Annotated in this window: 23 protein-coding genes; 15 read left to right on the forward strand and 8 right to left on the reverse strand. The window is 72.9% G+C overall.

What is annotated here, in order from left to right; genetic code table 11:
* Window positions 1-2,226 carry a catalase/peroxidase HPI gene (gene katG / locus TR50_RS17685; protein ID WP_042421940.1) on the reverse strand — a complete coding sequence of 742 codons (2,226 nt, stop codon included), beginning with the start codon at window positions 2,224-2,226 and terminating at the stop codon, window positions 1-3.
* 116 nt (window positions 2,227-2,342) lie between these two features.
* On the opposite strand from katG, the gene TR50_RS17690 reads away from it, so the two are divergent.
* Entirely contained in the window at window positions 2,343-2,816 is a 474-nt protein-coding gene (locus tag TR50_RS17690) for a Fur family transcriptional regulator (protein ID WP_042421942.1), read from the forward strand.
* Between the two features lie 56 nt (window positions 2,817-2,872).
* Here TR50_RS17690 and TR50_RS17695 read toward each other — a convergent pair whose 3' ends face one another.
* Complete coding sequence (locus tag TR50_RS17695) at window positions 2,873-3,064, reverse strand: hypothetical protein (protein ID WP_042421945.1); 192 nt, start codon at window positions 3,062-3,064, stop codon at window positions 2,873-2,875.
* 117 nt (window positions 3,065-3,181) lie between these two features.
* Between TR50_RS17695 and TR50_RS17700 the strand changes: the two genes are divergently transcribed.
* A complete protein-coding gene (locus TR50_RS17700) occupies window positions 3,182-3,460 on the forward strand; it encodes a DUF2277 domain-containing protein (RefSeq protein WP_042421947.1) in 279 nt (92 codons plus the stop codon).
* Window positions 3,461-3,488: 28 nt separating this feature from the next.
* Here the strand turns inward: TR50_RS17700 and hemC are convergent, their stop codons facing one another.
* The 3 genes from hemC to TR50_RS17720 all read right to left on the reverse strand — a co-directional run bounded on the left by hemC (window position 3,489) and on the right by TR50_RS17720 (window position 6,670).
* Window positions 3,489-4,418 (reverse strand): hydroxymethylbilane synthase, encoded by a 930-nt coding sequence (gene hemC, locus TR50_RS17705; RefSeq protein WP_042421949.1) that lies wholly within the window; start codon window positions 4,416-4,418, stop codon window positions 3,489-3,491.
* Window positions 4,419-4,819: 401 nt separating this feature from the next.
* Window positions 4,820-5,182, reverse strand: coding sequence for a DUF952 domain-containing protein (locus TR50_RS17715; RefSeq protein ID WP_042421953.1), 363 nt, complete (start codon window positions 5,180-5,182; stop codon window positions 4,820-4,822).
* 213 nt (window positions 5,183-5,395) lie between these two features.
* Complete coding sequence (locus TR50_RS17720) at window positions 5,396-6,670, reverse strand: FAD-dependent monooxygenase (RefSeq protein WP_042421955.1); 1,275 nt, start codon at window positions 6,668-6,670, stop codon at window positions 5,396-5,398.
* 240 nt (window positions 6,671-6,910) lie between these two features.
* Here TR50_RS17720 and TR50_RS17725 point away from each other — a divergent pair, with 240 nt between their 5' ends.
* The 6 genes from TR50_RS17725 to TR50_RS17750 all read left to right on the forward strand — a co-directional run bounded on the left by TR50_RS17725 (window position 6,911) and on the right by TR50_RS17750 (window position 13,073).
* Window positions 6,911-7,195, forward strand: a complete 285-nt coding sequence (locus TR50_RS17725; protein ID WP_042421957.1) for a hypothetical protein — start codon at window positions 6,911-6,913, stop codon at window positions 7,193-7,195.
* Between the two features lie 152 nt (window positions 7,196-7,347).
* Window positions 7,348-7,548, forward strand: a complete 201-nt coding sequence (locus TR50_RS17730; RefSeq protein WP_042421958.1) for a hypothetical protein — start codon at window positions 7,348-7,350, stop codon at window positions 7,546-7,548.
* Between the two features lie 120 nt (window positions 7,549-7,668).
* Window positions 7,669-8,487: an isocitrate lyase/PEP mutase family protein gene (locus TR50_RS17735; protein ID WP_042421960.1), complete on the forward strand. Its 819-nt coding sequence runs from the start codon at window positions 7,669-7,671 to the stop codon at window positions 8,485-8,487.
* A gap of 137 nt (window positions 8,488-8,624) precedes the next feature.
* Window positions 8,625-11,186 carry an ATP-dependent Clp protease ATP-binding subunit gene (locus TR50_RS17740; protein ID WP_042421962.1) on the forward strand — a complete coding sequence of 854 codons (2,562 nt, stop codon included), beginning with the start codon at window positions 8,625-8,627 and terminating at the stop codon, window positions 11,184-11,186.
* Window positions 11,187-11,188: 2 nt separating this feature from the next.
* Window positions 11,189-11,935 (forward strand): uracil-DNA glycosylase, encoded by a 747-nt coding sequence (locus TR50_RS17745; RefSeq protein WP_304941204.1) that lies wholly within the window; start codon window positions 11,189-11,191, stop codon window positions 11,933-11,935.
* 154 nt (window positions 11,936-12,089) lie between these two features.
* A complete protein-coding gene (locus TR50_RS17750) occupies window positions 12,090-13,073 on the forward strand; it encodes a hypothetical protein (RefSeq protein ID WP_042421965.1) in 984 nt (327 codons plus the stop codon).
* A gap of 66 nt (window positions 13,074-13,139) precedes the next feature.
* Here the strand turns inward: TR50_RS17750 and TR50_RS17755 are convergent, their stop codons facing one another.
* Entirely contained in the window at window positions 13,140-13,916 is a 777-nt protein-coding gene (locus TR50_RS17755) for an AraC family transcriptional regulator (RefSeq protein ID WP_042421967.1), read from the reverse strand.
* 105 nt (window positions 13,917-14,021) lie between these two features.
* Between TR50_RS17755 and TR50_RS17760 the strand changes: the two genes are divergently transcribed.
* Entirely contained in the window at window positions 14,022-14,894 is an 873-nt protein-coding gene (locus tag TR50_RS17760; RefSeq protein WP_042422102.1) for a sulfite exporter TauE/SafE family protein, read from the forward strand.
* Window positions 14,895-14,898: 4 nt separating this feature from the next.
* Here the strand turns inward: TR50_RS17760 and TR50_RS17765 are convergent, their stop codons facing one another.
* Window positions 14,899-15,750 carry an SAM-dependent methyltransferase gene (locus TR50_RS17765; RefSeq protein ID WP_042421973.1) on the reverse strand — a complete coding sequence of 284 codons (852 nt, stop codon included), beginning with the start codon at window positions 15,748-15,750 and terminating at the stop codon, window positions 14,899-14,901.
* Between the two features lie 382 nt (window positions 15,751-16,132).
* Here TR50_RS17765 and TR50_RS17770 point away from each other — a divergent pair, with 382 nt between their 5' ends.
* The 5 genes from TR50_RS17770 to TR50_RS50385 all read left to right on the forward strand — a co-directional run bounded on the left by TR50_RS17770 (window position 16,133) and on the right by TR50_RS50385 (window position 18,477).
* Window positions 16,133-16,393: a hypothetical protein gene (locus TR50_RS17770; protein ID WP_042421975.1), complete on the forward strand. Its 261-nt coding sequence runs from the start codon at window positions 16,133-16,135 to the stop codon at window positions 16,391-16,393.
* Window positions 16,365-16,889: a DUF6879 family protein gene (locus tag TR50_RS17775; RefSeq protein WP_042421978.1), complete on the forward strand. Its 525-nt coding sequence runs from the start codon at window positions 16,365-16,367 to the stop codon at window positions 16,887-16,889. Before TR50_RS17770 ends, TR50_RS17775 begins: the two co-directional genes overlap by 29 nt.
* A 21-nt stretch (window positions 16,890-16,910) precedes the next feature.
* On the forward strand, window positions 16,911-17,759 hold the full coding sequence (locus TR50_RS17780; protein WP_042421980.1) for a helix-turn-helix domain-containing protein: 849 nt from the start codon (window positions 16,911-16,913) through the stop codon (window positions 17,757-17,759).
* 105 nt (window positions 17,760-17,864) lie between these two features.
* The gene (locus TR50_RS17785; RefSeq protein ID WP_042421982.1) at window positions 17,865-18,224 is read left to right on the forward strand and encodes a hypothetical protein; all 360 of its coding nucleotides are present in this window, start codon (window positions 17,865-17,867) and stop codon (window positions 18,222-18,224) included.
* On the forward strand, window positions 18,190-18,477 hold the full coding sequence (locus TR50_RS50385) for a DUF6980 family protein (RefSeq protein ID WP_439654229.1): 288 nt from the start codon (window positions 18,190-18,192) through the stop codon (window positions 18,475-18,477). Before TR50_RS17785 ends, TR50_RS50385 begins: the two co-directional genes overlap by 35 nt.
* Here TR50_RS50385 and TR50_RS17790 read toward each other — a convergent pair.
* Window positions 18,455-19,906: an aminotransferase class V-fold PLP-dependent enzyme gene (locus TR50_RS17790; RefSeq protein ID WP_042421984.1), complete on the reverse strand. Its 1,452-nt coding sequence runs from the start codon at window positions 19,904-19,906 to the stop codon at window positions 18,455-18,457. The two genes, TR50_RS50385 and TR50_RS17790, sit on opposite strands and share 23 nt — an antisense overlap.
* Before the next feature lie 85 nt (window positions 19,907-19,991).
* Here TR50_RS17790 and TR50_RS17795 point away from each other — a divergent pair, with 85 nt between their 5' ends.
* On the forward strand, window positions 19,992-21,632 hold the full coding sequence (locus TR50_RS17795) for an ABC transporter permease (protein ID WP_042421986.1): 1,641 nt from the start codon (window positions 19,992-19,994) through the stop codon (window positions 21,630-21,632).
* The last annotated feature ends 42 nt before the right edge of the window (window positions 21,633-21,674 follow it).

Below are 21,674 nucleotides of genomic sequence, written 5' to 3' on the forward strand. Positions count from 1 at the left end.
TCAGCGCCCGTCGTAGCGGTCCAGGTCCATGACCTTGGCCCAGGCGGCGACGAAGTCCGCGACGAACTTCTGCTGCGCGTCGTCACTCGCGTAGACCTCGGCCACGGCGCGCAGCTCGGAGTTGGAGCCGAAGACCAGGTCCGCACGGCTGCCGGTCCACCGGACCTCGCCGGAGGCGTCGCGGCCCTCGAAGGTGCCGGCGTCGGCCGCGACCGGGGCCCACGTGGTGTCCAGGTCCAGCAGGTTGACGAAGAAGTCGTTCGTCAGCGCGCCCGGCCGGTCGGTGAGGACGCCCAGGGACGACTGCCCCTGGTTCGCGCCCACCACGCGCAGGCCGCCGACCAGGACGGTCAGCTCCGGAGCCGACAGGTTCAGCAGGTTGGCCTTGTCCAGCAGCAGGTACTCGGCCGGGAGGCGGTTGGCCTTGCCGAGGTAGTTGCGGAAGCCGTCGGCCGTCGGCTCCAGGGCGGCGAAGGACTCGACGTCCGTCTGCTCCTGGGTCGCGTCGCCGCGGCCCGGCGTGAACGGCACCTCCACCGTCACCCCGGCGGCCTTGGCGGCCTGCTCCACGCCGACGCCGCCCGCGAGGACGATCACGTCGGCGAGCGAGACGTGCTTGCCGCCCGACAGCTCGGCGTTGAACGCCTGCTGGACGCCCTCCAGGGTGCGCAGCACCTGGGCGAGCTGGTCCGGGTCGTTGACCTCCCAACCGGCCTGCGGCTGGAGGCGGATGCGGGCGCCGTTCGCGCCGCCGCGCTTGTCGCTGCCGCGGAAGGAGGACGCGGAGGCCCAGGCGGTGGAGACCAGCTCGGCCACGGACAGGCCCGCGTCGGCGATCTTCTGCTTGAGCTTGGTGAGGTCGGCCGGGTCGACGTGCGAGCGGGTGTCGGCGGAGACCGGGTCCTGCCAGAGCAGCTCCTCGGCCGGGACCTCGGAGCCGAGGTAGCGGGCGATCGGGCCCATGTCGCGGTGGGTCAGCTTGAACCAGGCACGGGCGAAGGCGTCCGCGAAGGCGGCCGGGTCGTCCTTGAAGCGCCGGGAGATCGGCTCGTAGGCCGGGTCGAAGCGCAGCGACAGGTCGGTCGTCAGCATGACCGGCTGGTGCGACTTCGACGCGTCGTGCGCGTCCGGCACGGTGCCGGCGCCCGCGTTGTCCTTCGGCCGCCACTGGTTGGCGCCCGCGGGGCTCTGGAAGAGCTCCCACTCGTAGCCGAAGAGGATCTCGAAGAAGCTGTTGTCCCACGTGGTGGGGGTGTTGGTCCAGGTGCCCTCGAGGCCGGAGGTGATGGCGTCGCCGCCCTTGCCGGTGCGGTAGGAGGACTTCCAGCCGAGGCCCTGCTGCTCCAGCGGAGCGCCCTCGGGGTCGGCGCCGACGTTGTCCGCCGGGCCCGCGCCGTGGGTCTTGCCGAAGGTGTGGCCGCCGGCGATGAGGGCGACGGTCTCCTCGTCGTTCATCGCCATGCGACGGAAGGTCTCGCGGATGTCGCGCGCGGCGGCGATCGGGTCCGGGTTGCCGTTGGGGCCCTCGGGGTTGACGTAGATCAGGCCCATCTGGACCGCGCCCAGGGGCTCCTCGAGCTCACGGTCGCCGGTGTAGCGCTCGTCGCCGAGCCAGGTGGTCTCCGGGCCCCAGTACACGTCCTCGTCCGGCTCCCACACGTCGGCGCGGCCGCCGGCGAAGCCGAAGGTGTCGAAGCCCATCTCCTCCAGGGCGACGTTCCCCGCGAGGATCATCAGGTCGGCCCAGGACAGGGACTTGCCGTACTTCTTCTTCACCGGCCACAGCAGGCGGCGGGCCTTGTCCAGGTTGCCGTTGTCCGGCCAGGAGTTGAGCGGGGCGAAGCGCTGCTGGCCCGCGCCCGCGCCGCCGCGGCCGTCGCTGATGCGGTAGGTGCCCGCGGAGTGCCAGGCCATGCGGATCATGAACGGCCCGTAGTTGCCGAAGTCCGCCGGCCACCAGTCCTTCGAGTCGGTCAGCACCTCGGCGACGTCCTGCTTGACGGCCGCCAGGTCCAGCGCCGAGAACGCGGCCGCGTAGTCGAAGTCCTCGCCCAGCGGGTTCGCCACGGCCGGGTTCTTGGCCAGGATCTTCAGGTTCAGCTGCTGCGGCCACCACTGACGGTTTCCGCCGCCCTGCGTGGGGTGGGGTGCGCGCCCGTGCGCGACCGGGCAACCGCCCGAGCTCCCCCCGTTGGCGTCGACGTTGACGTCAAGGTTCTCAGACATGACCATCCTTGCGGGCTAGGGGAGTGAGACCGGATTCGACCCTACCTTAGACACTGTCTAAGTCAACAGGTGCACTAATCTCGAACATCGTCCGACCGGCTGCTACGCTCGCAGACATGAGCGACCTGCTGGCACGACTCAGAGCGCGCAGTTGGCGGCTCACCGCGCAGCGGCGCGTCGTCGCGCAGGTGCTGGACGGGGACCACGTCCACTTCACCGCCGACGAGATCCACGCCCGCGCGGCCGCGCTGCTCCCCGAGATCAGCCGGGCCACGGTCTACAACACGCTGGGCGAGCTCGTCGCGCTCGGCGAGGTGGTCGAGGTCAGCACGGACGGCCGGGCCAAGCGCTACGACCCGAACGCCCACCACGCCCACCAGCACCTGGTCTGCGAGTCCTGCGGCACGATCCGCGACGTCCATCCCCTGGGCGACCCGCTGGCCGGCCTCCCCGCGGCCGAGCGCTACGGGTTCACCGTCTCCGGCGTCGCGGTCACCTACCGCGGCCTCTGCCCCGACTGCGCGGCCGGGGCCGCGCCGCCCGCGCGCACCGGGTCCACCGGTACGGGGTCCACACGCACGGAAGCCTGACCCGACCGGCGCGGTGCGCGGGTCGGACCAGGCTTCGGGAGTCAGAGCAGCGAGCGTCAGGGCAGCAGACGCTCGACGGCGGCGGCGCCTTGCTCCTCCAGGGCCTTGCGGGCCTTCTCGATCAGTGCCGGGGTGGGTTCGCGACCGCTGGCGCGGACCAGGTCTTCCGGGTCGACCGGGTGTTCCGCTCCGGTGTGGAGCAACCGGTCCGGCGTGGGTCGCTCGTCGTCGCCCTCGGGCTGGGACATCTGGAACCTCCTGCCCTGTATGAACAGACTTGCCTTTCCCTGCACTGTAGACCTCCGGCATCCCCACCGCACCGTGCATCCGGCCCGCGCCGCACCGTCGCGGCCTACGCTGGAGCCATGTGCCGATCGATCAAGACGCTCCGGGCCCCGGTCACACCCGACCCGCAGGAGGCCGACATCCAGGCGGCCGCACTCCAGTACGTGCGCAAGGTCTCCGGCTTCCGCGCGCCCGCGGCCCACAACCGCGAGGCGTTCGACGCCGCGGTCGAGGCCGTCGCCGACGCGACGCGCGAACTGCTGGACTCCCTGGTCGTCCGGGGCGCGCACGCCCATGCGCACGCGCACGCCCATGACGGGGACGGCCACGAGCACGCGCCGGAGACGGTCCCCGCCTGACGCGTTCCCCGGCGGTCCCGGCGCGGGGTCAGTGCGGGATCTCGTCGATCATCTCCCGTGCGCCCTGGCGCAGCAGCGCCAGCGCGGTGGCCATGCCGAGCTCCTCCGGCGACAGCGCACCCGCCCACTCGTGTGCCTCGATGACGCGTTTGCCGTCCGGGGTGAAGACGCGTGCCCGCAGCGAGAGCCGTCCGTCCTCCTCGGCCCGCGCGTAGCCGGCGATGGGGGAGTTGCAGTGCCCCTGGAGTGCGTGCAGCATCATCCGCTCCGCCGCGGCCTCGCGCCACGTCGGCGCGTGGCTGAGCGCGGCGACCGCGTCGACCGTCGCGCTGTCGTCCGCGCGGCACTGGAGCGCCAGGACGCCCGCGCCGATCGGCGGACACATCGCGTCCGGCTCCAGGACCTCGGCGATGCGGTGCGCCTGCCCGATCCGCTCCAGGCCGGAGACGGCCAGCAGCAGGGCGTCGTACTCGCCCGCGTCGAGCTTGGCGAGGCGCGAGTTGGCGTTGCCGCGGATCGGCACGCACTCCAGCTCCGGGTACGCGGCGGCGAGTTGGGCGATCCGCCGGACCGAGCTGGTGCCGACCCTGGCGCCCGCGGGCAACTGGTCGAGCCGCAGGCCGAGCGGCTGGACGACGGCGTCGCGGATGTCGTCGCGCGGCAGGTAGGCGGCGACGGCGGTGCCCTCCGGCAGCGGACGGTCGCCGGGCATGTCCTTGAGGCAGTGCACGGCCAGGTCCGCCTCGCCCGCGAGCAGCGCGGCGTCCACCTCCTTGGTGAACGCCCCCTTCCCGCCGAGCGCGGACAGCGCGCCGAGCCACCGGTCCCCGGACGTGGTGACGGGCACGACCTCGGTCACGAGCCGCGGATGCCGCTCGGCCAGCAGTGATCGCACCCGCTCCACCTGCGCGAGAGCCATGGGGGAGGAGCGCGTCACGATCCGGATCAGCTGAGGCATGGCACGAGACGATACTCCGTCAGTTCCGGTTCTTCGGACGCCACCGGGCCGATCTGACCTGCCGCTCGGCCGCCGCATGCCACCATCGCGGCGGTGAGGGGCCCGTGACCTGCGATGTCGGCTGCTCGGGGTGAAGCCCGAGGGGACGCAGGGCGTCACCGCGCACGCACACCGAGAAGCAGCCGAACCAGTGCCCGTCCGCGCCCTTCCCGCACATCAGGTTGATCCGGACGTCGTCCGGCTCGAACGGCATCCAGTCGATGCCGCGCTCACGCAGTCAAGCGGTGAGCGCCTCGACGGGGCGCGGGCTGCCCGGGAGGTTGTCATAGCCGAGGAGGGTGATCCACTCGATGCCGGTCACCAGGACATCATGCCGACCCCGGGCGCGCGGAGGCGAGCGGTTATCCGCGCTCCGTCAGGCCGGTGGCGCGGCCGTCGGCGTCCCAGGCGACCTCGAGGACACCGGTGACGGCGTCGCGGTTCAGCGGACCGAAGACGTGCGGAAAGAGCGTGCCGGCGGCGACACCCGGCGGCGGGGCCGGGGCGGCGGCCTCGAAGACGCACTCGGCGGTCAGGCGCGACTCGTCGACGAGGAGCGCGAGCAGTGGCCTCGGGGCGTCCCGGTAGAAGGCGTCGACGACGGCGAGGGTCGTCGCGACGTCGGGCGAACAGTGGACGAAGCCCTCGTCCGCGAGGGAGGCCGGGGCGTAGGCGCTGTCGGGCGCGGCGTCCCAGTCGGCGAGGGGCACGACGTGGTAGATCATGGGCCCATTCCAGCACGCGACGCGCACGCGGTCGCGCAGGGCGGGGGCCCGGGGGGTGGAGCCGCCGTGGGGTCGCCCCTCTGAACCGCGGTCGGCCGCCCACGGGTCGACGGCACCTTCCCCCCGTTTCGCTCGCCCGTCGGCTCCGGGCGACCCCTTCACCCTGAGGCACTGAGGCTCTGTGGCTCTGCGGCTCTGCGGCCTAGCGCGGCCCTACGGCCGCAGCGGTCGGCCGCCGACGCCCGCGCCGCTGTTCTCATGCCACCACGCCTCGAAGGACCGCTGGTCCATGGACGCCCAGTCGGGGGTGCGCAGCACGTGGGCGCGGCCCAGGCTGCGGCCGAGCTCCAGGATCGCGCGGCCCACGGGGGCGCGTTCCGCGTCGTAGGCGGCGAGGGCCGCAGGGAGGGAGTCGTGCTCCAGGAGTGCGCGGCCGAGGACGGTCGCGTCCTGGAGCGCCTTGAGCGCGCCGCTGCCGGTGTGCGGGCGGGCGATGGCGGCGGCGTCGCCGAGCAGCGCCAGCCGTCCGTGGGCGTACCGGGGCGCGGCCGCGTCGTGGATCGGCTGGAGGAGCCGGTCCTCCTCGGGCGTGCCCCGCACGAGGTCACGCCAGTACCCCGGGAAGTACCGTTCCACCAAGCGGTGCTGATGGTCGGTCAGTTCCCTCGTCAGCTCGGCCGAGGGGCTCGCCTCGGGATCGGCCAGCCGCTCGGCGAGGTGCGCGGGCGGGGTCGCGTAGAAGACCCAGTTGACCCGGACGCCGTCGTCGCTGCTGCCGCCGTCCCCGTCGCGGGCTGCCTCCCCGTCTGCCGCACCGTCCTCGCCGCTCGGGCTGCCGGGGATCCGGTAGGAGATCATGTGGCCGCCCGGGAAAGCCACCGTGGTGGCGGTGTCCTCGGGGAACGCCTCCGCGGGGCCGGGGAGTTGCGCAGCGGCGACGGTGCCGCGCCAGGCGAGGTAGCCGCCCCAGGCGGGCGCGGAGGAAGCCGCGGGGAGCATCGCGGCGCGGACCGTCGAACGGTGCCCGTCCGCGCCGACGACCAGGTCGAACCGCTCCTCGGTGCCGTCGGCGAGGACGACCGCCGCTCCGTCGGCGTCCGGGTGGACGGCGCGGACGGCGACGCCGCCGCGGTAGTCGACGTCGTCGGGCAGCCGCCGGCGCAGCTCCTGCCAGAGCGAGCCCCACCGGTAGGAGCGGAACGGGAAGGGCAGCGACGCGATCTCGCGTCCCGCCCGGCGCGCGCCGTCCCGGACCACCCACGGACGTCGCGTGAGCGGGACCCACGGCATCCGGGCGTCCAGGTAGCCGGCCGCCTCGAGCTCGGCGTAGCGCTCGTTCTGGATCGCCAGGCCCACGCCCCGGTCCTGGAGCCGCCCGGACGCACGTTCCAGCACGACGACCTCGCCCGCTCCCGCCCGGTGCAGCGCCCGCGCCGCCGCGCAGCCCGCGATGCTCCCGCCGACGACCGCCACCCGTTCCCCGTGCACACGCCCCCCTCGATGTCCGCCGGTGGCCGCTCGTCCACGCCGAGCGTGCCGAGCAGGCCGAGTGTGAGCAAGCCGAGTATGGCGTGCCGGGGCGGCCGGCGACGGTCATCCGCGCATCGGGGCGTAACCGTGCCGACCTCACTAGACTTGGGCAGACACCGCTCCGGCTCCCGTCCGGACCGGGGCGGCGGCAGGCGCGAGCACCAAGCGCGCGGCACGCGCGCGGAGAGGAGAGCCGCGATGGCCGCTCGTCAGTCCAAGAAGCTGCGCCGGAGCGCGGAGGACCTGCTGCGCAGGACCGGAATGACCGGCACGCAGTCGATGAACGACTGGATGCCCCAGCCCATGCAGCCCGGCATGACCGGACGTGTCGGCGCCGGGCCGATGGCCCCCGCCTTCGCCCACCACGCCGCCGGCGACCGCCGGACGCAGTGGTCCGGCTCCCGTATGGCCGCCGCGCACGACATCGTGCCCGGACACCGGCACCGCGGAGCGGAGCAGCATTCGGCCCTCAGCGGGAGGTGAGGCTCCAGGCAGCGCCGGTTCCACGGTCGTTGGTCACGTTCCGTGACCCTTCGAGATGCGATCGTGGACCGGCGCTGTCAGGGTGAAGCCATGCGCCGGAGATTCCGCCCGGACCCGGGCACGGCGCCTCACCCCCTTCGGGAGAGAACACCATGACGAAGGTCAAGAACCAGCCCCGCAAGCAGAAGCAGTCGGCGGCTCCCACCCCGAGCCGCGCGCAGGCGCACGACAAGGCGATGCTCGCGGACATGAAGGCCGGTCAGCAGATGCCGGGCATGGAACCGATGGACGCCTCCGGCGACATGCCGATGCGCCACACGCGCAAGAAGGAGAAGCGCTTCGGCCACAACTGACTTGTGGCGGCTCCGGGTTGACCCGGGGGCCGCGTAACCTGCCTGCCGGCCCGACCGCGTCCCCGCGGCCGGGCCGGTTCGGTTCCCGTCGTTGTCGGTGGCGTGTGATGGGATGAGCGCATGACCAAGGTTGCTGTCGAACTCGTCGAGAAGGCCCGTCACCTCCACTCACTCCACCAGCCGGGTCGCCCCCTGGTGCTGCCCAACGCGTGGGACGTCGCCTCCGCGCGCATCGTCGAGGCGGCGGGCGCGGCGGCGGTCGCCACCACCAGCGCCGGGATCGCCTGGTCGCTCGGCAGCGCCGACGGCGGTCGGCTGACCAGGGAGGCAGGCGTCGCCGCGGCCGCGCGCATCGTCGAGGCCGTCTCGATCCCGGTGACGGCCGACATCGAGCGCGGCTACGCCGAGGACCTGCCCGGCGTTGCCGAGACGATCCGGGCGATCGTCGAGGCCGGCGTGGTCGGCGTCAACATCGAGGATTCGCTCGGGCCGGTCGAGCAGGGCGCCGCGCGGATCGCCGCCGCGCGCGAGGCCGCGGACGCGCTGGGCGTACCGCTGTTCATCAACGCCCGCATCGACACGCACCGCCTCCCGGCGCAGGAGCGCGGCCGCCACCACGAGGAGACGGTCACCCGGGCGGCCGCGTACGCGGAGGCCGGGGCGAGCGGCGTCTTCGTCTTCGGCGCGCTGAGCGCGGAGGCGGTGGCCGCGCTGGCCAAGGAGATCACGCTGCCGCTGAACGTGACGGTCGCCGCGGACACCCTCCCGGTCCCGACCCTCGCGGCGGCGGGCGCGGCCCGCATCAGCGCGGGCGCGTCGATCGCGGAGGCGGCGTACGCCCTGACGGACAGGGCGGCGCGGGAGATCCTCTCGCAGGGGACGGCGGCCGCGACGAAGGCCGATCTGGGCTGGGTCGAGCTGAACGCGCTGCTCTCGTGATCACCTGAGGCTCCACCCGTCCAGAGCCCCGCGCCCCTGGATGGGTGCAACACGCCCGGCTGCGCGGGTGGACCCTGGGATTCGGGGGTTGAATGGGAGCCGTCATGCCGACTCGGGGGTGAGGAGGCAGTACTTCCATGTCCATGTCCACCTTCGGCTCCTACGGTGGTCAAGACCCGTTCTCCGATCTGCTCAACCGCTTCTTCGGGATGTCCCCCGCCTCCTCGCCGCCCGCGGTGCAGCGTGTGCCGATCGGCAAGCTGCTGACCGAGCCCGCGCGGGAGCTGATCGGGCGGGCGCAGCAGAGGGCCGCGGAGGACGGCAGTGAGGATCTGGACACCGAGCACCTGCTGTGGGCCGCGTGCCTGGTCGAGCCCGCGCGTTCGCTGCTCGCCCAGGCGGGCGTCGACCCCGACGAGCTCGCGCAGGCGATCGAGAAGGTGCTGCCCGGCCTCGCGGGGACTCCCTCCGCCGAGCCGAGCCTGACTCCCGCCGCGAAGCGCGTGCTGATCGCCGCGCACGCCCGCTCGCAGGCCGGCGGTGGCTCCTACATCGGACCCGAGCACATCCTGGCCGCCCTGCTGGACGATCCGGACTCCGGCGCCGGGCACCTGCTCGGCAGCACCGGCGTCGACGTGCCCCGGCTGCGCGGGGATTCGGACCGGGCCGCGGCCGGCGACCGCGCGCCGTCGAAGTCCGGGGGAGACACCCCCACGCTCGACCAGTACGGCCGCGACCTCACCGACGAGGCCAAGGCCGGCAAGCTCGACCCGGTCGTCGGACGCGCCGAGGAGATCGAGCAGACCATCGAGATCCTCTCCCGGCGGTCGAAGAACAACCCGGTGCTCATCGGCGAGCCGGGCGTCGGCAAGACCGCGATCGTCGAGGGGCTGGCTCAGCGCATCGTCGCCGACGAGGTGCCGGAGACGCTGCGCGGCAAGCGCGTCGTCGCGCTCGACCTGGCCGGCATGGTGGCCGGAGCCAAGTACCGCGGCGAGTTCGAGGAGCGGCTGAAGAACGTCATCGACGAGGTCCAGGAGTCGACCGACTCGCTGGTGCTGTTCATCGACGAGTTGCACACCGTCGTCGGCGCGGGCGCCGGCGGCGAGGGCGCGATGGACGCGGGCAACATGCTCAAGCCCGCGCTGTCGCGCGGCGAGCTGCACGTCATCGGCGCGACCACGATCGACGAGTACCGCAAGTACATCGAGAAGGACGCCGCCCTGGAGCGGCGCTTCCAGCCGGTGTTGATCCCCGAGCCGAGCGTCGAGGAGACGGTGCAGATCCTGCTGGGCCTGCGTGACGCGTACGAGGCGCACCACCAGGTGCGGTTCACCGACGAGGCGCTGCGGGCCGCCGCCGAGCTGTCCGACCGCTACGTATCCGACCGGTTCCTGCCGGACAAGGCCATCGACCTGATGGACCAGGCGGGCGCGCGGGTGCGGCTCAAGTCGCTGAGCCGCTCGACGGAGGCGGGCGACCGCGAGGACCGGATCGCCAAGCTGAGGCGCGAGAAGGACCAGGCCATCGCCGCCGAGGACTTCGAGGCCGCGAAGCGGCTCAAGGACCAGCTCGCCGAAGCCGAGGGCGAGTTGGCGGGCATCGCCGAGCGGCGCGAGGGCGTGATGGCGGTGACGGTCGACGACATCGCCGAGGTCGTCTCCCGCCGCACCGGCATCCCCGTCACCCAGCTCACCCAGGACGAGAAGGCCAAGCTCCTCAAGCTGGAGCAGGAGCTGCACGCGCGCGTGGTCGGCCAGGACGAGGCGGTCGTCGCGATCTCCGAGGCGGTGCGCCGCAACCGGGCGGGCATGGGCGACCCGAACCGCCCCGTCGGCTCGTTCCTCTTCCTCGGCCCGACCGGCGTCGGCAAGACGGAGCTGGCCAAGGCGCTGGCGGAGCTGCTCTTCGGCGACGAGGACCGGCTGGTCCGCTTCGACATGAGCGAGTTCCAGGAGAAGCACACGGTCTCCCGTCTGGTCGGCGCGCCGCCCGGATACGTCGGCTACGAGGAGGCGGGGCAGCTGACCGAGAAGGTCCGCCGCAAGCCCTACAGCGTGCTGCTCTTCGACGAGGTCGAGAAGGCCCACCCGGACGTCTTCAACACGCTGCTCCAGGTGCTCGACGACGGCCGGCTGACGGACGCGCAGGGCCGCACGGTCGACTTCCGCCACACCGTCGTCATCCTGACCAGCAACATCGGCGCGCATCGGATCCTGGCCCACCACGGCGACACCGACAGCATCCGCGAGCAGCTGATGGCGGATCTGCAGGGCCACTTCCCGCCCGAGTTCCTCAACCGCATCGACGACACGATCATCTTCCACGCCCTCACCAAGCAGGAGCTGAACAACATCGTGGACCTGCTGCTGCGGGGCAGCGAGCGGCGGGTGCAGTCGCAGGGCCTGCAGCTGGAGGTCACCCAGGCCGCCCGGGACCTGCTCGTCGCCCACGGCCACCAGCCGGAGTTCGGCGCGCGCCCGCTGCGCCGCACCATCCAGTCCGAGCTGGACAACCGCATCGCCTCGCTGCTGCTCGGCGGAGACGCGTCCCCGGGCGACACGATCGTCGCGGACGTCCGGGGCGACGCCCTGGTCTGCACGGTCAAGAAGCCTGACGCGGCGGGCGCGGCGACCGACGCCGCCGCCGAGGCCGCTCCCGAGACCGCTGCGAAGCCCGAGGAGTCCGGGCAGGGGTGAACCTGCCGGACCGGGTGACCGAGCCCCGCGAGGAGGCGCCGAAGGCGCGGGACCTCGCGGGGCTCGACGCTGCCGTGAGCCGCTGCTACGCCTGCCCGCGCCTGGTCGACTGGCGCGAGGAGGTGGGCCGGGTCCGGCGACGGTCCTTCGCCGCCGACGACTACTGGGCCCGAGCCGTGCCGGGCTTCGGACCGGCCGACGCGTCACTGCTGCTGGTGGGCCTGGCTCCGGCCGCGCACGGCGGCAACCGCACCGGCCGCATGTTCACCGGCGACCGCTCGGGCGACGTCCTGGTGGCCGCCCTGCACGAGCTCGGCCTGGCCTCCCAGCCCACCTCCGTCAGCCGCGACGACGGACTGCGCCTGCACGGTGTTCGATTCACCGCCCCCGTGCACTGCGCCCCGCCCGACAACCGGCCCACGACGGGCGAACGCGACACCTGCCGCCCCTGGCTGATGCGCGAACTCGCCCTGCTCCGACCGACGGTGCGCGCGGTCGTCGCCCTCGGCGCCTTCGGCTGGCAGGCCGTTCTGCCGGTGCTGGACGCGTCCGGCTGGATCGTGCCGCGCCCGCGTCCCGTGTTCGGCCACGGGGCCCGCGCCGTGCTCGAACCCGCGGGCGAAGGGCGGGCGTTGACGTTGTTCGGCTGCTACCACGTCAGCCAGCAGAACACCTTCACCGGCAGGCTCACCCCCGCCATGCTGCGCGAAGTCCTCGCCGCAGCGTGGGCGTCGGCGGGCGGCGGGTAGGAGGGCGGCGGGTCGGCGGGCGGCGGGTCGGCTGCCAACTCGGCCTGAGCACTGGCCCTCGATGCGCCGGGGGTGTGCGGCCCACGGCCGTTCACCCCGATACCCTCGACCGGTGGCGCGCGCGGGGGCGTGCGCACGGAAGGGGAAGTCGCCGATGTCGTTCAACCCACCCGGTCCGGTGCCGGGACCGCAGCCGCCGCGGGGCGGAGCCGACCGAGCCGGTGGCGCGGGGGCCGCGGTCGCCCTGGTCGGCGCCGGGGCGATGCTCCTGATGGAGGCTCTGCTCCTGCTGCTCACGCTGGTCGACGCGCCGGGCCACCTGGACGCGCTGCTCAACCTGTTCGGGCTCGGGGACCACTGGATCGACGCCCCGACCCAGTTCACGGCCGGTGACGTCGCGATCTGCGCGGTGCTGGGCGCGGGAATCATCGGCTCCCAGGGCGGGCGCACGTGGGGCCGGGCAGCGATCGGGGCGACCATGGGCCTGGTCGGCTACCCGGTGGCCACCTCGCTGCTGGACGCGCTGCGGACCTCCGACGGGCGTCATGCCTTCACCCTGGGGCACAACCTCTGGTTCTACCTGATCATGATCATCGAGCTTCTCATCGCCGTCGGCACGCTGGTGGCCATCCTCGTGTCCTCGCGGACCGGGGCGCAGGCGGGCGCGACTCCGGTGGGCGCGGGTCCGATGCCGGCTCAGGCCCCGATGCCGGGTCAGGGCCCGATGTCCGTGCCGGGACAGCAGCCCTACCCGCAGCCCGGCCCGGTCCACGCCTACCCGCAGCAGCCCGCACCGGGCTACGCCCCTCCGCCGGCCCAGCCGGGCTACCCCGCGCAGCCGATGCCGTATCAGCAGGCCCCACATCAGCAGGCCCCGCATCAGCCGGGCCCGGTGCAGCAGCCCGGCGGGATCGTGCCGAGCCCGGTTCAGCCGCCGGGCCCGGTGCAGCAGCCCGGCCAGGGCGGGCAGCCCGCGCCGGGCTACTCCCCGCCGCCGGTTCCGCCGCAGGCGGGGCCGATCCAGCAGCCCACGCCGACTCAGGAGGCCATGGCCTACCGCCCGACCCAGTACGGGCCCCCTCCCGGCGGCCCGAAGGGCGGCGGGCAGGGCAACCCGCCGGTGCCGCCGGGCGCCTGACGCGCCTGGCAGGCCTGACGTGCCATCACCGTGTGGGGTCGGACGAGGAGGTCCGGCCCCACACGGCTATGCCGCCCCGCCCGGGGTCCGGTAGGCCGTGGGCGGGCGGCCGAGCAGCCTGCCGAAGGCGGCCGTGTAGGCGGCCGGGTTGTCGTACCCGAGCAGCGCGGCGATCCGGGCGACGGGCACGCCCGCGGCGAGGTGCTGGAGCGAGTGCAGGATGCAGGCCCGCTGCCGCCACTGCGAGAAGCTGAGGCCGGTGCCGCGCTGGAAGAGGCGCGCGAGCGTGCGCTCGCTGACGTTGAGCTCCGCGCACCAGCGCGCCGGAGCGTCGTGGACGTGCGGCCGCCGCAGGAACGCCTCGCACAGGGGGCGCAGCCGTGGATCGGACGGCAGCGGCACGTCCAGCGGCAGCGGCGTGAGGCTCCGCAGCTCGTGCAGGATCAGCGCGGCGACCGCCGCGTCCCGGCTGTGCTCGGCGTAGCGCGGTTCCATCTCCACGGCCGCCAGGATGAGCGCCCGCAGCAGTGGCGACACGTCGACCACCTGGCAGCGGTCGGGGAACCACGGCACGGCGGCCGGTTCGATGTAGAGGCTGCGGGTGCTGACGCCCGTCATCGCGACCTGGTGCCCGACCGTCGGCGGGATCAGCACGGCTCGCGCCGTCGGCACCGTCCAGCTGCCGTCCGCGGTCTCGACGTGCATCAGGCCCGTCGCCGCGTACAGGACCTGAGCGCGACGGTGTGCGTGCCGGGGCAGCAGGTGGTCCGGCGGGTAGTCGGTGCCGATGGCCACCACGGGCCGGTCGAGGTCGTCGACCTCCGCGATCGGGATGTTGCGCACCCGGCGAGCGTACGGGCCGCCGAGCGGTCCTGTCTGCTGCGCGTAGGAAGGTGACCGATCTTCGATTGCCCGACACCGGCGCCGCTCCCTAGCGTCGGAGCAGTGATCGACTCCTCGCTCCTCACCCTCCTCCTCTTCGGCTGCCTCACCGGCGTCACGACGGTGCTGTTCGGCTTCGGCGGCGGCTTCGTCACCGTCCCCGTCGTCTACGGCGTGCTGAGCCTCGACGCCCGCCCGGGCACGGACGCGGACGCGATGCACGTCGCGGTGGCGACCTCGGCGGCCGTCATGGTCGTCAACGCCGCCGCCGCATCGCTGGCCCAGTGGCGGCAGGGACGGCTGCGCCGCGCCTACCTCTGGCCGCTGGCGGGCTTCGTCGCGATCGGCGCAGCCGTGGGCGCGTTCGCGGCGACCCTGATCGGGGCCACGCAGCTGCGCCTGCTGTTCGCGGCCTATCTGTTGGTGACCATCGCCGACGCGCTGCTGCGCAAGGGCTTCGTCGCTGTCGCCGAGCCGGAGCGGCCGAGGCCGCTGGGCCGTGGCACGGTCACCTTCGGCGGGACCGGCATCGGCCTCGTCGCGGCCGGACTCGGCGTCGGCGGCAGTGTCATGACGGTCCCGCTGCTGCGGCGCCGCGGCCTGCCCATGGCCGAGGCCACCGCTATGGCCAACCCGCTCAGCGTCCCGGTCGCGGCGGCCGCGACCCTGGTCTACGCCGTCGCCGCCCCGGCCCATCCTGCCGTCGGCGGGGCCGCCGGCCGCCTCGGCTACGTCGACCTCGGCGCGGGGGCCGCGCTGCTGCTCGGCTCACTGCCCACCATCGCCCTGCTGCGGCGCGTCACCGGCCGCGTGCCGGACCGGATCCACTCCGTCGCCTACGTCGCCCTGCTGGTGATCGTGCTGCTCGTGATGTCGGTGTCGGCGTCGGCACAAGCGTCGGCGCAAGCGTCGGCGTCCGTGCTGGCCTCCGGGATCTGACGGGTCAACGCTTGACGGCGACCCCGCCCAGGAAGCCGCGCGTGGCGCGCAGCTCGCCGACCGACGCGTCAGCGCCCCAGGCCGCGCACGGGACCAGGCCGGGCCGGAGCAGCTCCAGGCCGTCGAAGAACATCTCGATGTCCTTCGAGGCGCGCGGGGCGAGCCGGTCCACCGTCTCCCGGTAGAGGGCGGTGACCTCGACGGCCCGCTCGCGGTCCTCGTCGTCGACCCACCGTGAGTCGTGGCACACGTGGCTGACGATCAGCCTGCTGCCCGGCGCCAGCGGCTCCAGGAGGCGGCGCACGGCGGCGTGCGGTTCGTCCGCGTCCTGGAGGAAGTGCAGGACCGCGCCGAGCACCAGGGCCACCGGCTCGCCCTCGCCCGTCAGCTCCGCGACCGGTGCCGCGGCGAGGATCGCGTCCGGGTCGCGCAGGTCCGCCTGGAGGACCGCCGTGGCGGGCACGCCGGGGTGGGCGGCGAGCGCACGGGCGTGGGTGACCACCAGCGGGTCGCGGTCGACGTAGACCACGCGCGCGTCCGGGCGGACCTCCAGGGCGATCTCGTGGGTGTTGTCCGGCGCCGGAATGCCGGTGCCGACGTCCAGGAACCGGGAGATCCCGGCTTCGGCCGCACCGCGGACGGCACGGGCGAGGAACGCCCGGTTGAGCCGCATCGCGTCCCGGCTCTCCGGCACCAGACGCTGCAGCGCGTGGGCGGCCTCGCGGTCGACGGCGAAGTGGTCCTTCCCGCCGATCAGGTAGTTGTAGATCCGCGCCGGGTGCGGCCGGTCCAGTTCGAGGGCGGCCGAAGGCGCCCGTGTTCCGTCGTCTCCCGGCCAGGCGGCCTGTCGCCCCATCTCGGAGCCCCCGTTCTCCGTCCCCGTCCCCGTCGCGCCGTGCGCGTACGGTGCATCCCCGAACCACCCTACGCGCCTCGAACGCGGATGCGCAGGGAACGGACACTTACGAAACCGACACGGCGTCACCAGCGGGGCACTGTCGGCCGGCCGCACAGGCCCGCCCGGCCCGCCCGGGCCTGCCCGGCGCATCGGGCTCGCGTCGGGGGACACCCGGCGTGAGGCTTCGGCTATGAGCACCGTATTCCAAAGCGGGCTACGGCGGTGGGCGCATTGCTCGTTGAAGGCTGGTCGGGAAGCATCCGTGCGCCCTTGACGCTCTGTGCGAGAGCAGAGGATCGTCCTGCAAGATGCCGCAAGCCGCTACCCGTTGGAGGCAGCAATGGCCCTGGAGTTCATGGGCATTGACCCGGACACGCAGCAGCAGGGTTCTCCGACCGTGTGGTTGGACTGCGGAAAGGAAGAACTGGTGCTCCAGGGGTGGAAGCCCAGCGCCGAGCTGGAAGCAGAGTGCTCGACCAGCACTGCTCCGGGACACGCTCTGGGCATCCCTGAGCACGAACAGGTGATCCGCATCCCGTTCCGCATGATCCCGACGCTCAGGAAGGCGTGCGATGCCGCAGAAGGCTCCGACCTTCACTGAGCTGCTGATGTCTGCCGAGCACGCAGCGGTGCACCTGGAGATGCGCGACTCCTACGCCGTGGCCGACGAGGCCGAAGACTTCGAGCGGTGGAAGGCGACCGGGGAGCGTGACTGCGACCCGACCTCGGAGTACTGGACGCCTTGGGTTGATTTGATTCGGCGCACGGTGTCCCGTGGCGTCTCCGTTCGTCGGGCTCGCATCGTCTCCGAGCCGGTCAGCGAGTACGTCAGTTGGCTCCACGCCGGGACATGGATCAACATCCATGCCGGCGAACAGGTGCGCTGGCTGCCTCGTGCCCGCACGTCCTCACTCGCTCTCCCCGGAAACGACTTCTGGTTGTTCGACCAGACCGCCGTTCTCTTCAACATCTTTGACGGCAGGGGTGACTGGGTGGACACCGAGTACAGGACGGATCGGGGAGCGGTCGACCTGGCGCACACGGCCTTTGGATCCGTGTGGGAGTTGGCCACCCCACACGAGAAGTTCGCTGTCTGAGCGATACGAAGAACTCGCCTCATGTCCGTTGCATCCTCGTCCAGTGCGCAGGCCGCCCGGGAAGCCCTCGCGGCCAGGCTGCGTGACCTGCGTCTGGACGCAGGGCTCAAAGGCGCTGACATCGCGGAGCGGTGCGGATGGAGTGCGTCCAAGTCCTCCCGGATCGAGAGCGCCAGGACCGCGCCCACGGACGACGACGTTCGTGCATGGTGTCGGGCCTGCGATGCCCTCGGCGAAGCCGAGGATCTGGTCGCGGCCAACCGCCAGGCCGACCAGATGTACGTGCGCTGGCGGAGGTTGCAGCGCCATGGGATGCGCAGGTCACAGGAGGAGGTCCTCCCCCTCTACGACCGCACCCGCGCGTTCCGCGTCTACTGTTCCAACGTGGTTCCGGGGATGCTCCAGACGCAGGCGTACGCGTCGGCTCTCCTCTCGACCATCGCCCAGTTCCAGGGCAATCCCAACGACTCCGAGGCGGCAGCCGCCACGCGCCTTGAGCGATTCCGGGTCATCCAGGAGGGTGACCACAGATTCGCGCTCCTGCTCGAGGAGACGGTTCTCCGCTACAGGATCGGCGATCCATCGGTGATGGCGGGCCAGCTCGGTTACCTGCTCGCAGTGATGGGACTGCCCAACGTCAGCCTTGGAATCATCCCCTTCGACGCACCACGGCCGATGTGGCCACTCGAAGCCTTCTACGGGTTTGATGACGGCCTCGTTGTCGTGGAGACATTGACGGCCCGGCTGGATGTGACCGCGCCCAGCGAGATCGGCGCCTACCTGCGCGCCTTCGGCGTCTTGGCCAAGATCGCCGTCTATGGTGCGGATGCGCGGGCGCTGATCGCCTCCGCCCTCGAGACCCACGGCTGACCGGTGTGCAAGAGCGTGCAACTTCATTGCTGGCCGTTCAGGCCGGTTCCTACGCTCGACGCGGGTCGAAATCACTGGTTCTGATTCAGCGGTTCGGGGTGACACATGGCCGATCAGGCCGAGGTCCGGCATGGCTCTCTCGTAGAGCGCGAGCGGGCCTACCGTCAGGATGCTGACGAAGCAGCGGCACTTCTCGAAGCGGCGCTCGAACTGGCCGGGCTACCGCCCCTGCCGAGCCTCTACGGCCTCGCCGTGTCCATCGGCGGCGTGGTCAACCTGGGCGGCTACAACACCAGGGCGACCCGGATGCTCGCCGAGTGGATCGCCGAGCACGCCAGGTGCCGGCACCGGGTCCTGACCGGGGAAGCAGTGGGGACAGCAGAGCTGATCCTGAGCATCCCCAGGGGAGCCGATCTGTCAGAAGACCTCCGTGGGCGGAAGAGGGTCATCGAGGGACAGGTGTGACGAGGCTTGCCCGGACGCGCTCATCCGATTCAGTGCCAAGTTCTGGGAGCACGGGCTGATCGTCCACGACGGTGGTGCATCGAGCATGGTGATCGACTTCTGCCCTTGGTGCGGACAACGCCTCCCCGAGTCCCCATGCGGGATCGCTGGTTCGACGAACTGGAGCGTAGTGGGATCGATCCTGCAGTCGACCACAGCGTGGCCCCGCCGCTGCACCGGGCGGAGCGGGCTCAGCAGCGCAGGCGGGGATTGAGGCGGACGGCTGCGGCGGAGGCGGGGCGGTCGCGGTAGGTGTCCTCGACGAAGCCGAGGAGGACCGCGAGGTCCTCCGGGGAGGAGGGGACGCCGAGGGAGACGCGGACCGCGCCGCCGGAGGGGAGACCCAGGCGGGTGAGGTAGTCGTCGAGGGTTCCCGACATGCGGCCGATGCGGCGGCCGCGCAGCAGGCGGCGGGAGATGGCGAACGCCTCCTCGCCCGCGCCGGGGTTGCAGAAGCAGCCGGTGCGCAGCGAGATGCCGCGCGCGGAGGAGTCGCGGCCGACCGCGCGCTCGTCGACGACGTGGCCGTCGGGGTCGAGGATGTTGAGCGCGATCGTGCCGCCCCGGCGGTCGGTGTCCTCGGGCCCGTAGACGCGCACCAGCGGAGCGCCGTTCGAGTGGCGCAGGTCCCGCAGCGCGTCGAGGAGGCGGCCGGTCAGCCCGGTGACGTGTGCGGAGACGGCCGGCAGGCCGATCGCGTCGAGGTGGTCGAGCCCCGTGGCCACGTCCGGGACGGCCAGGAAGTTGAGCGTGCCGTCCTCGAACGCCGACTCGTCCTCGGCCATCCGGTGCCAGCCGCCCTGCGCGCTGACGACGTGGATGGTTCCGCCGGAGAACCACGGCCGGCGCAGCAGCTCCAGCGCGTCCCGGCGGGCGACCAGGCAGCCGACGCCGGTGGGATAGCCGAAGACCTTGTACCAGCTGACGGTGACGAAGTCCGGCTTGACCTCGGAGAGGTCGAGCGCGGCCGTCGGCAGGTACGCGGCGGCGTCGAGCAGCACCGCGTAGCCGTGCGCGTGGGCGGCTTCGATCCACTCCAGCGGGTGCCGGACGCCGGTGAAGTTGCTCTGCGCCGGGTACGCCAGCAGGCCCGCGCGCCCGAGCGGCGCGCCGCGCCCTGCGCGTGCGGATCCGCCCGCCAGCGCGGCGGCCATCGCGTCGTCGCCGATCCGCAGGTCCGGTGTGGTGAACGGGACGTGGACGACGCGCGCGCGGCCCGCCCTGGCGAACTCGCGCAGGCCGTTGACGGAGTTGTGGTTGTCCAGCGGCAGCACGAAGCGGCTGCCGCGCCGGAACGGGAACGCCTCGCCGACGAGGCGGCACGCGCCGGTCGCGTTGGGTGTGAAGATCGCCGCGTACTCCGCGGGATCCGCGTTCAGGTGCCGCAGCACGCGCGCCCGGGTCCGCTCGACCAACTCGGTGGACGCGGCGGACGTCGGGTTGTCGGAGTGCGGATTGCCGAAGCAGTCCCCGCTGATCCGGGCGGCGTGGGCGGCGAGTTGGGACCGGGAGGGCAGCCCGGCGCCGGTGTGGTCGAGGTAGGTGTGTCCGTGCTCGTCGAGGTAGCCGTACTCGTCCGCGCGCAGACGCGCGAACCTCCCGGCGTCCGACCCCAACTGAGCAGGTGTCAACTCAGTGGTCATGTACGAAATCCCCCGTGTTCTCGCGGTGACTCCCGCTGTCCTACAGTGTGGACCGGTGCGGTGGGCGGCGACAGGGGGAGAAGGTATGGGCGCCGAGGGCCTGCGGATCGAAGCCCGCGGACTCGCCGTCCGGCTGCGGGACGGCCGGGAGCTGCTGAGCGGCGTGGACGTCGAGGTGCCGCCGGGGGCGATGCTGGCCGTCGCCGGGCCGAGCGGGGCGGGGAAGACCACGCTGCTGGAGGAGTTGGCTGCCGGGCACCCGGCCGGCACGATCGGCTTCGTCCCCCAGGACGACATCGTGCATCTGGACCTGACGCTCTCGCGGACGCTCGGTTACGCGGCCAGGCTGCGCCTGCCGGCCGGGAGTTCGCGCGACGAGGTGGCCTCGGCCGTCGCGCGGGTGCTGGCCGCTCTGGGGCTGGGGGAGTTGGCGGGGCGGCGGGTCGGGGCGCTCTCGGGCGGCGAGCGCAAGCGGGCCAGCATCGCGGTCGAGCTGCTGACGCGGCCGCGCGCCCTCTTCCTGGACGAGCCGACCTCGGGCCTGGACCCGGCGGCCGGCGCCCGACTGCTCGGAGTGCTGCGGGCGTTGGCGGAGTCCGGCACGACGGTCGTGCTCACCACGCACAACCCCTCGGACCTCGCCCACGCCGACGAGGTGGCGTTCCTCGCGGGCGGGCGACTGCTGTTCCAGGGCCCGCCCGAGGGGCTCTGCGCGGCGTTCGGCGTCGCGACCGTCGAGGAGGTCTACGGCGTCGATCCGGCGACCGCGCCGATCCCCTCCACCCCCTCCACGGCGTCGAAGTCAGCTCCGCGGAGCGTGGCCGACGCGCCCGAAGCCACGACGGTCCGCACGAGGACGTCCACGACACCCGTCACGGCGACGGCACCGCCGGTCGGCGCGCTGCGCCAGTGGTGGCTGCTGACGCAGCGCGCCGCGGCCATCCTCACCCGCAACCGCCTCTCCGCCGCCGTGGTCGTGGGATCCCCGGTCATGATCGCCGCGATGTTCGCGATGCTCTTCCGGCCGCACGCCTTCACGCCGGGCTCGGACAACCCCGGCAGCTCCGCGATGATCATGTTCTGGATCGCCTTCGGCGCCTTCTTCTTCGGCCTCACCTACGGGCTCCTGCAGATCTGCACGGAACTGCCGATCGTGCGCCGCGAGCGCCGCACCGTGCTGCGCCTCGGGCCCTACCTGGCCTCGAAGATCACGCTGCTGCTCCCCGTCCTCGCCGCCGCCGACGCGCTGCTGCTGCTCGTCCTGCGCGTCACGGACCGGCTGCCCGGCGCGGCCGCGAGCGTCTACGGCTCCCTGTTCGTCACCACGCTGCTGGCCTCCGCCGCCGCGCTGACGCTCGGCCTGCTCGCCTCGGCCGCCGTCTCCGACCCCGGCCAGGCCACGCTGATGCTGCCGCTGCTCTGCTTCCCGCAGGTGCTCTTCTCCGGCGCCTTCGTGCCGGTCCCGCAGATGGGCGCGGTCGGCTCGGCCCTGAGCTGGGCGATGACGAACCGGTGGGCGTACGAGGCGCTGGGACGCGGCATCGGCCTCGACGCCCTCTGGGCCCGCGGCTCCTCGCCGCTCGGCCTGCCGCTGCTCGCCTCCTACGGCCGGACCTTCGCCGGCTCGGCCGTCGAGGGCTGGGTCTGGCTCGGCGGCTACGCCGTGCTCTTCCTCGCCGGGGCGTGGCTCGTCCTGGCGCGCAAGTGCCGCCGTACGCACCGGTAGAGACCGGGGGACGACGACCTCAAGGCCGGGAACCGCGGATGA

This window comes from Streptacidiphilus anmyonensis (assembly GCF_000787855.1).
Taxonomy (GTDB): Bacteria; Actinomycetota; Actinomycetes; order Streptomycetales; family Streptomycetaceae; genus Streptacidiphilus; species Streptacidiphilus anmyonensis.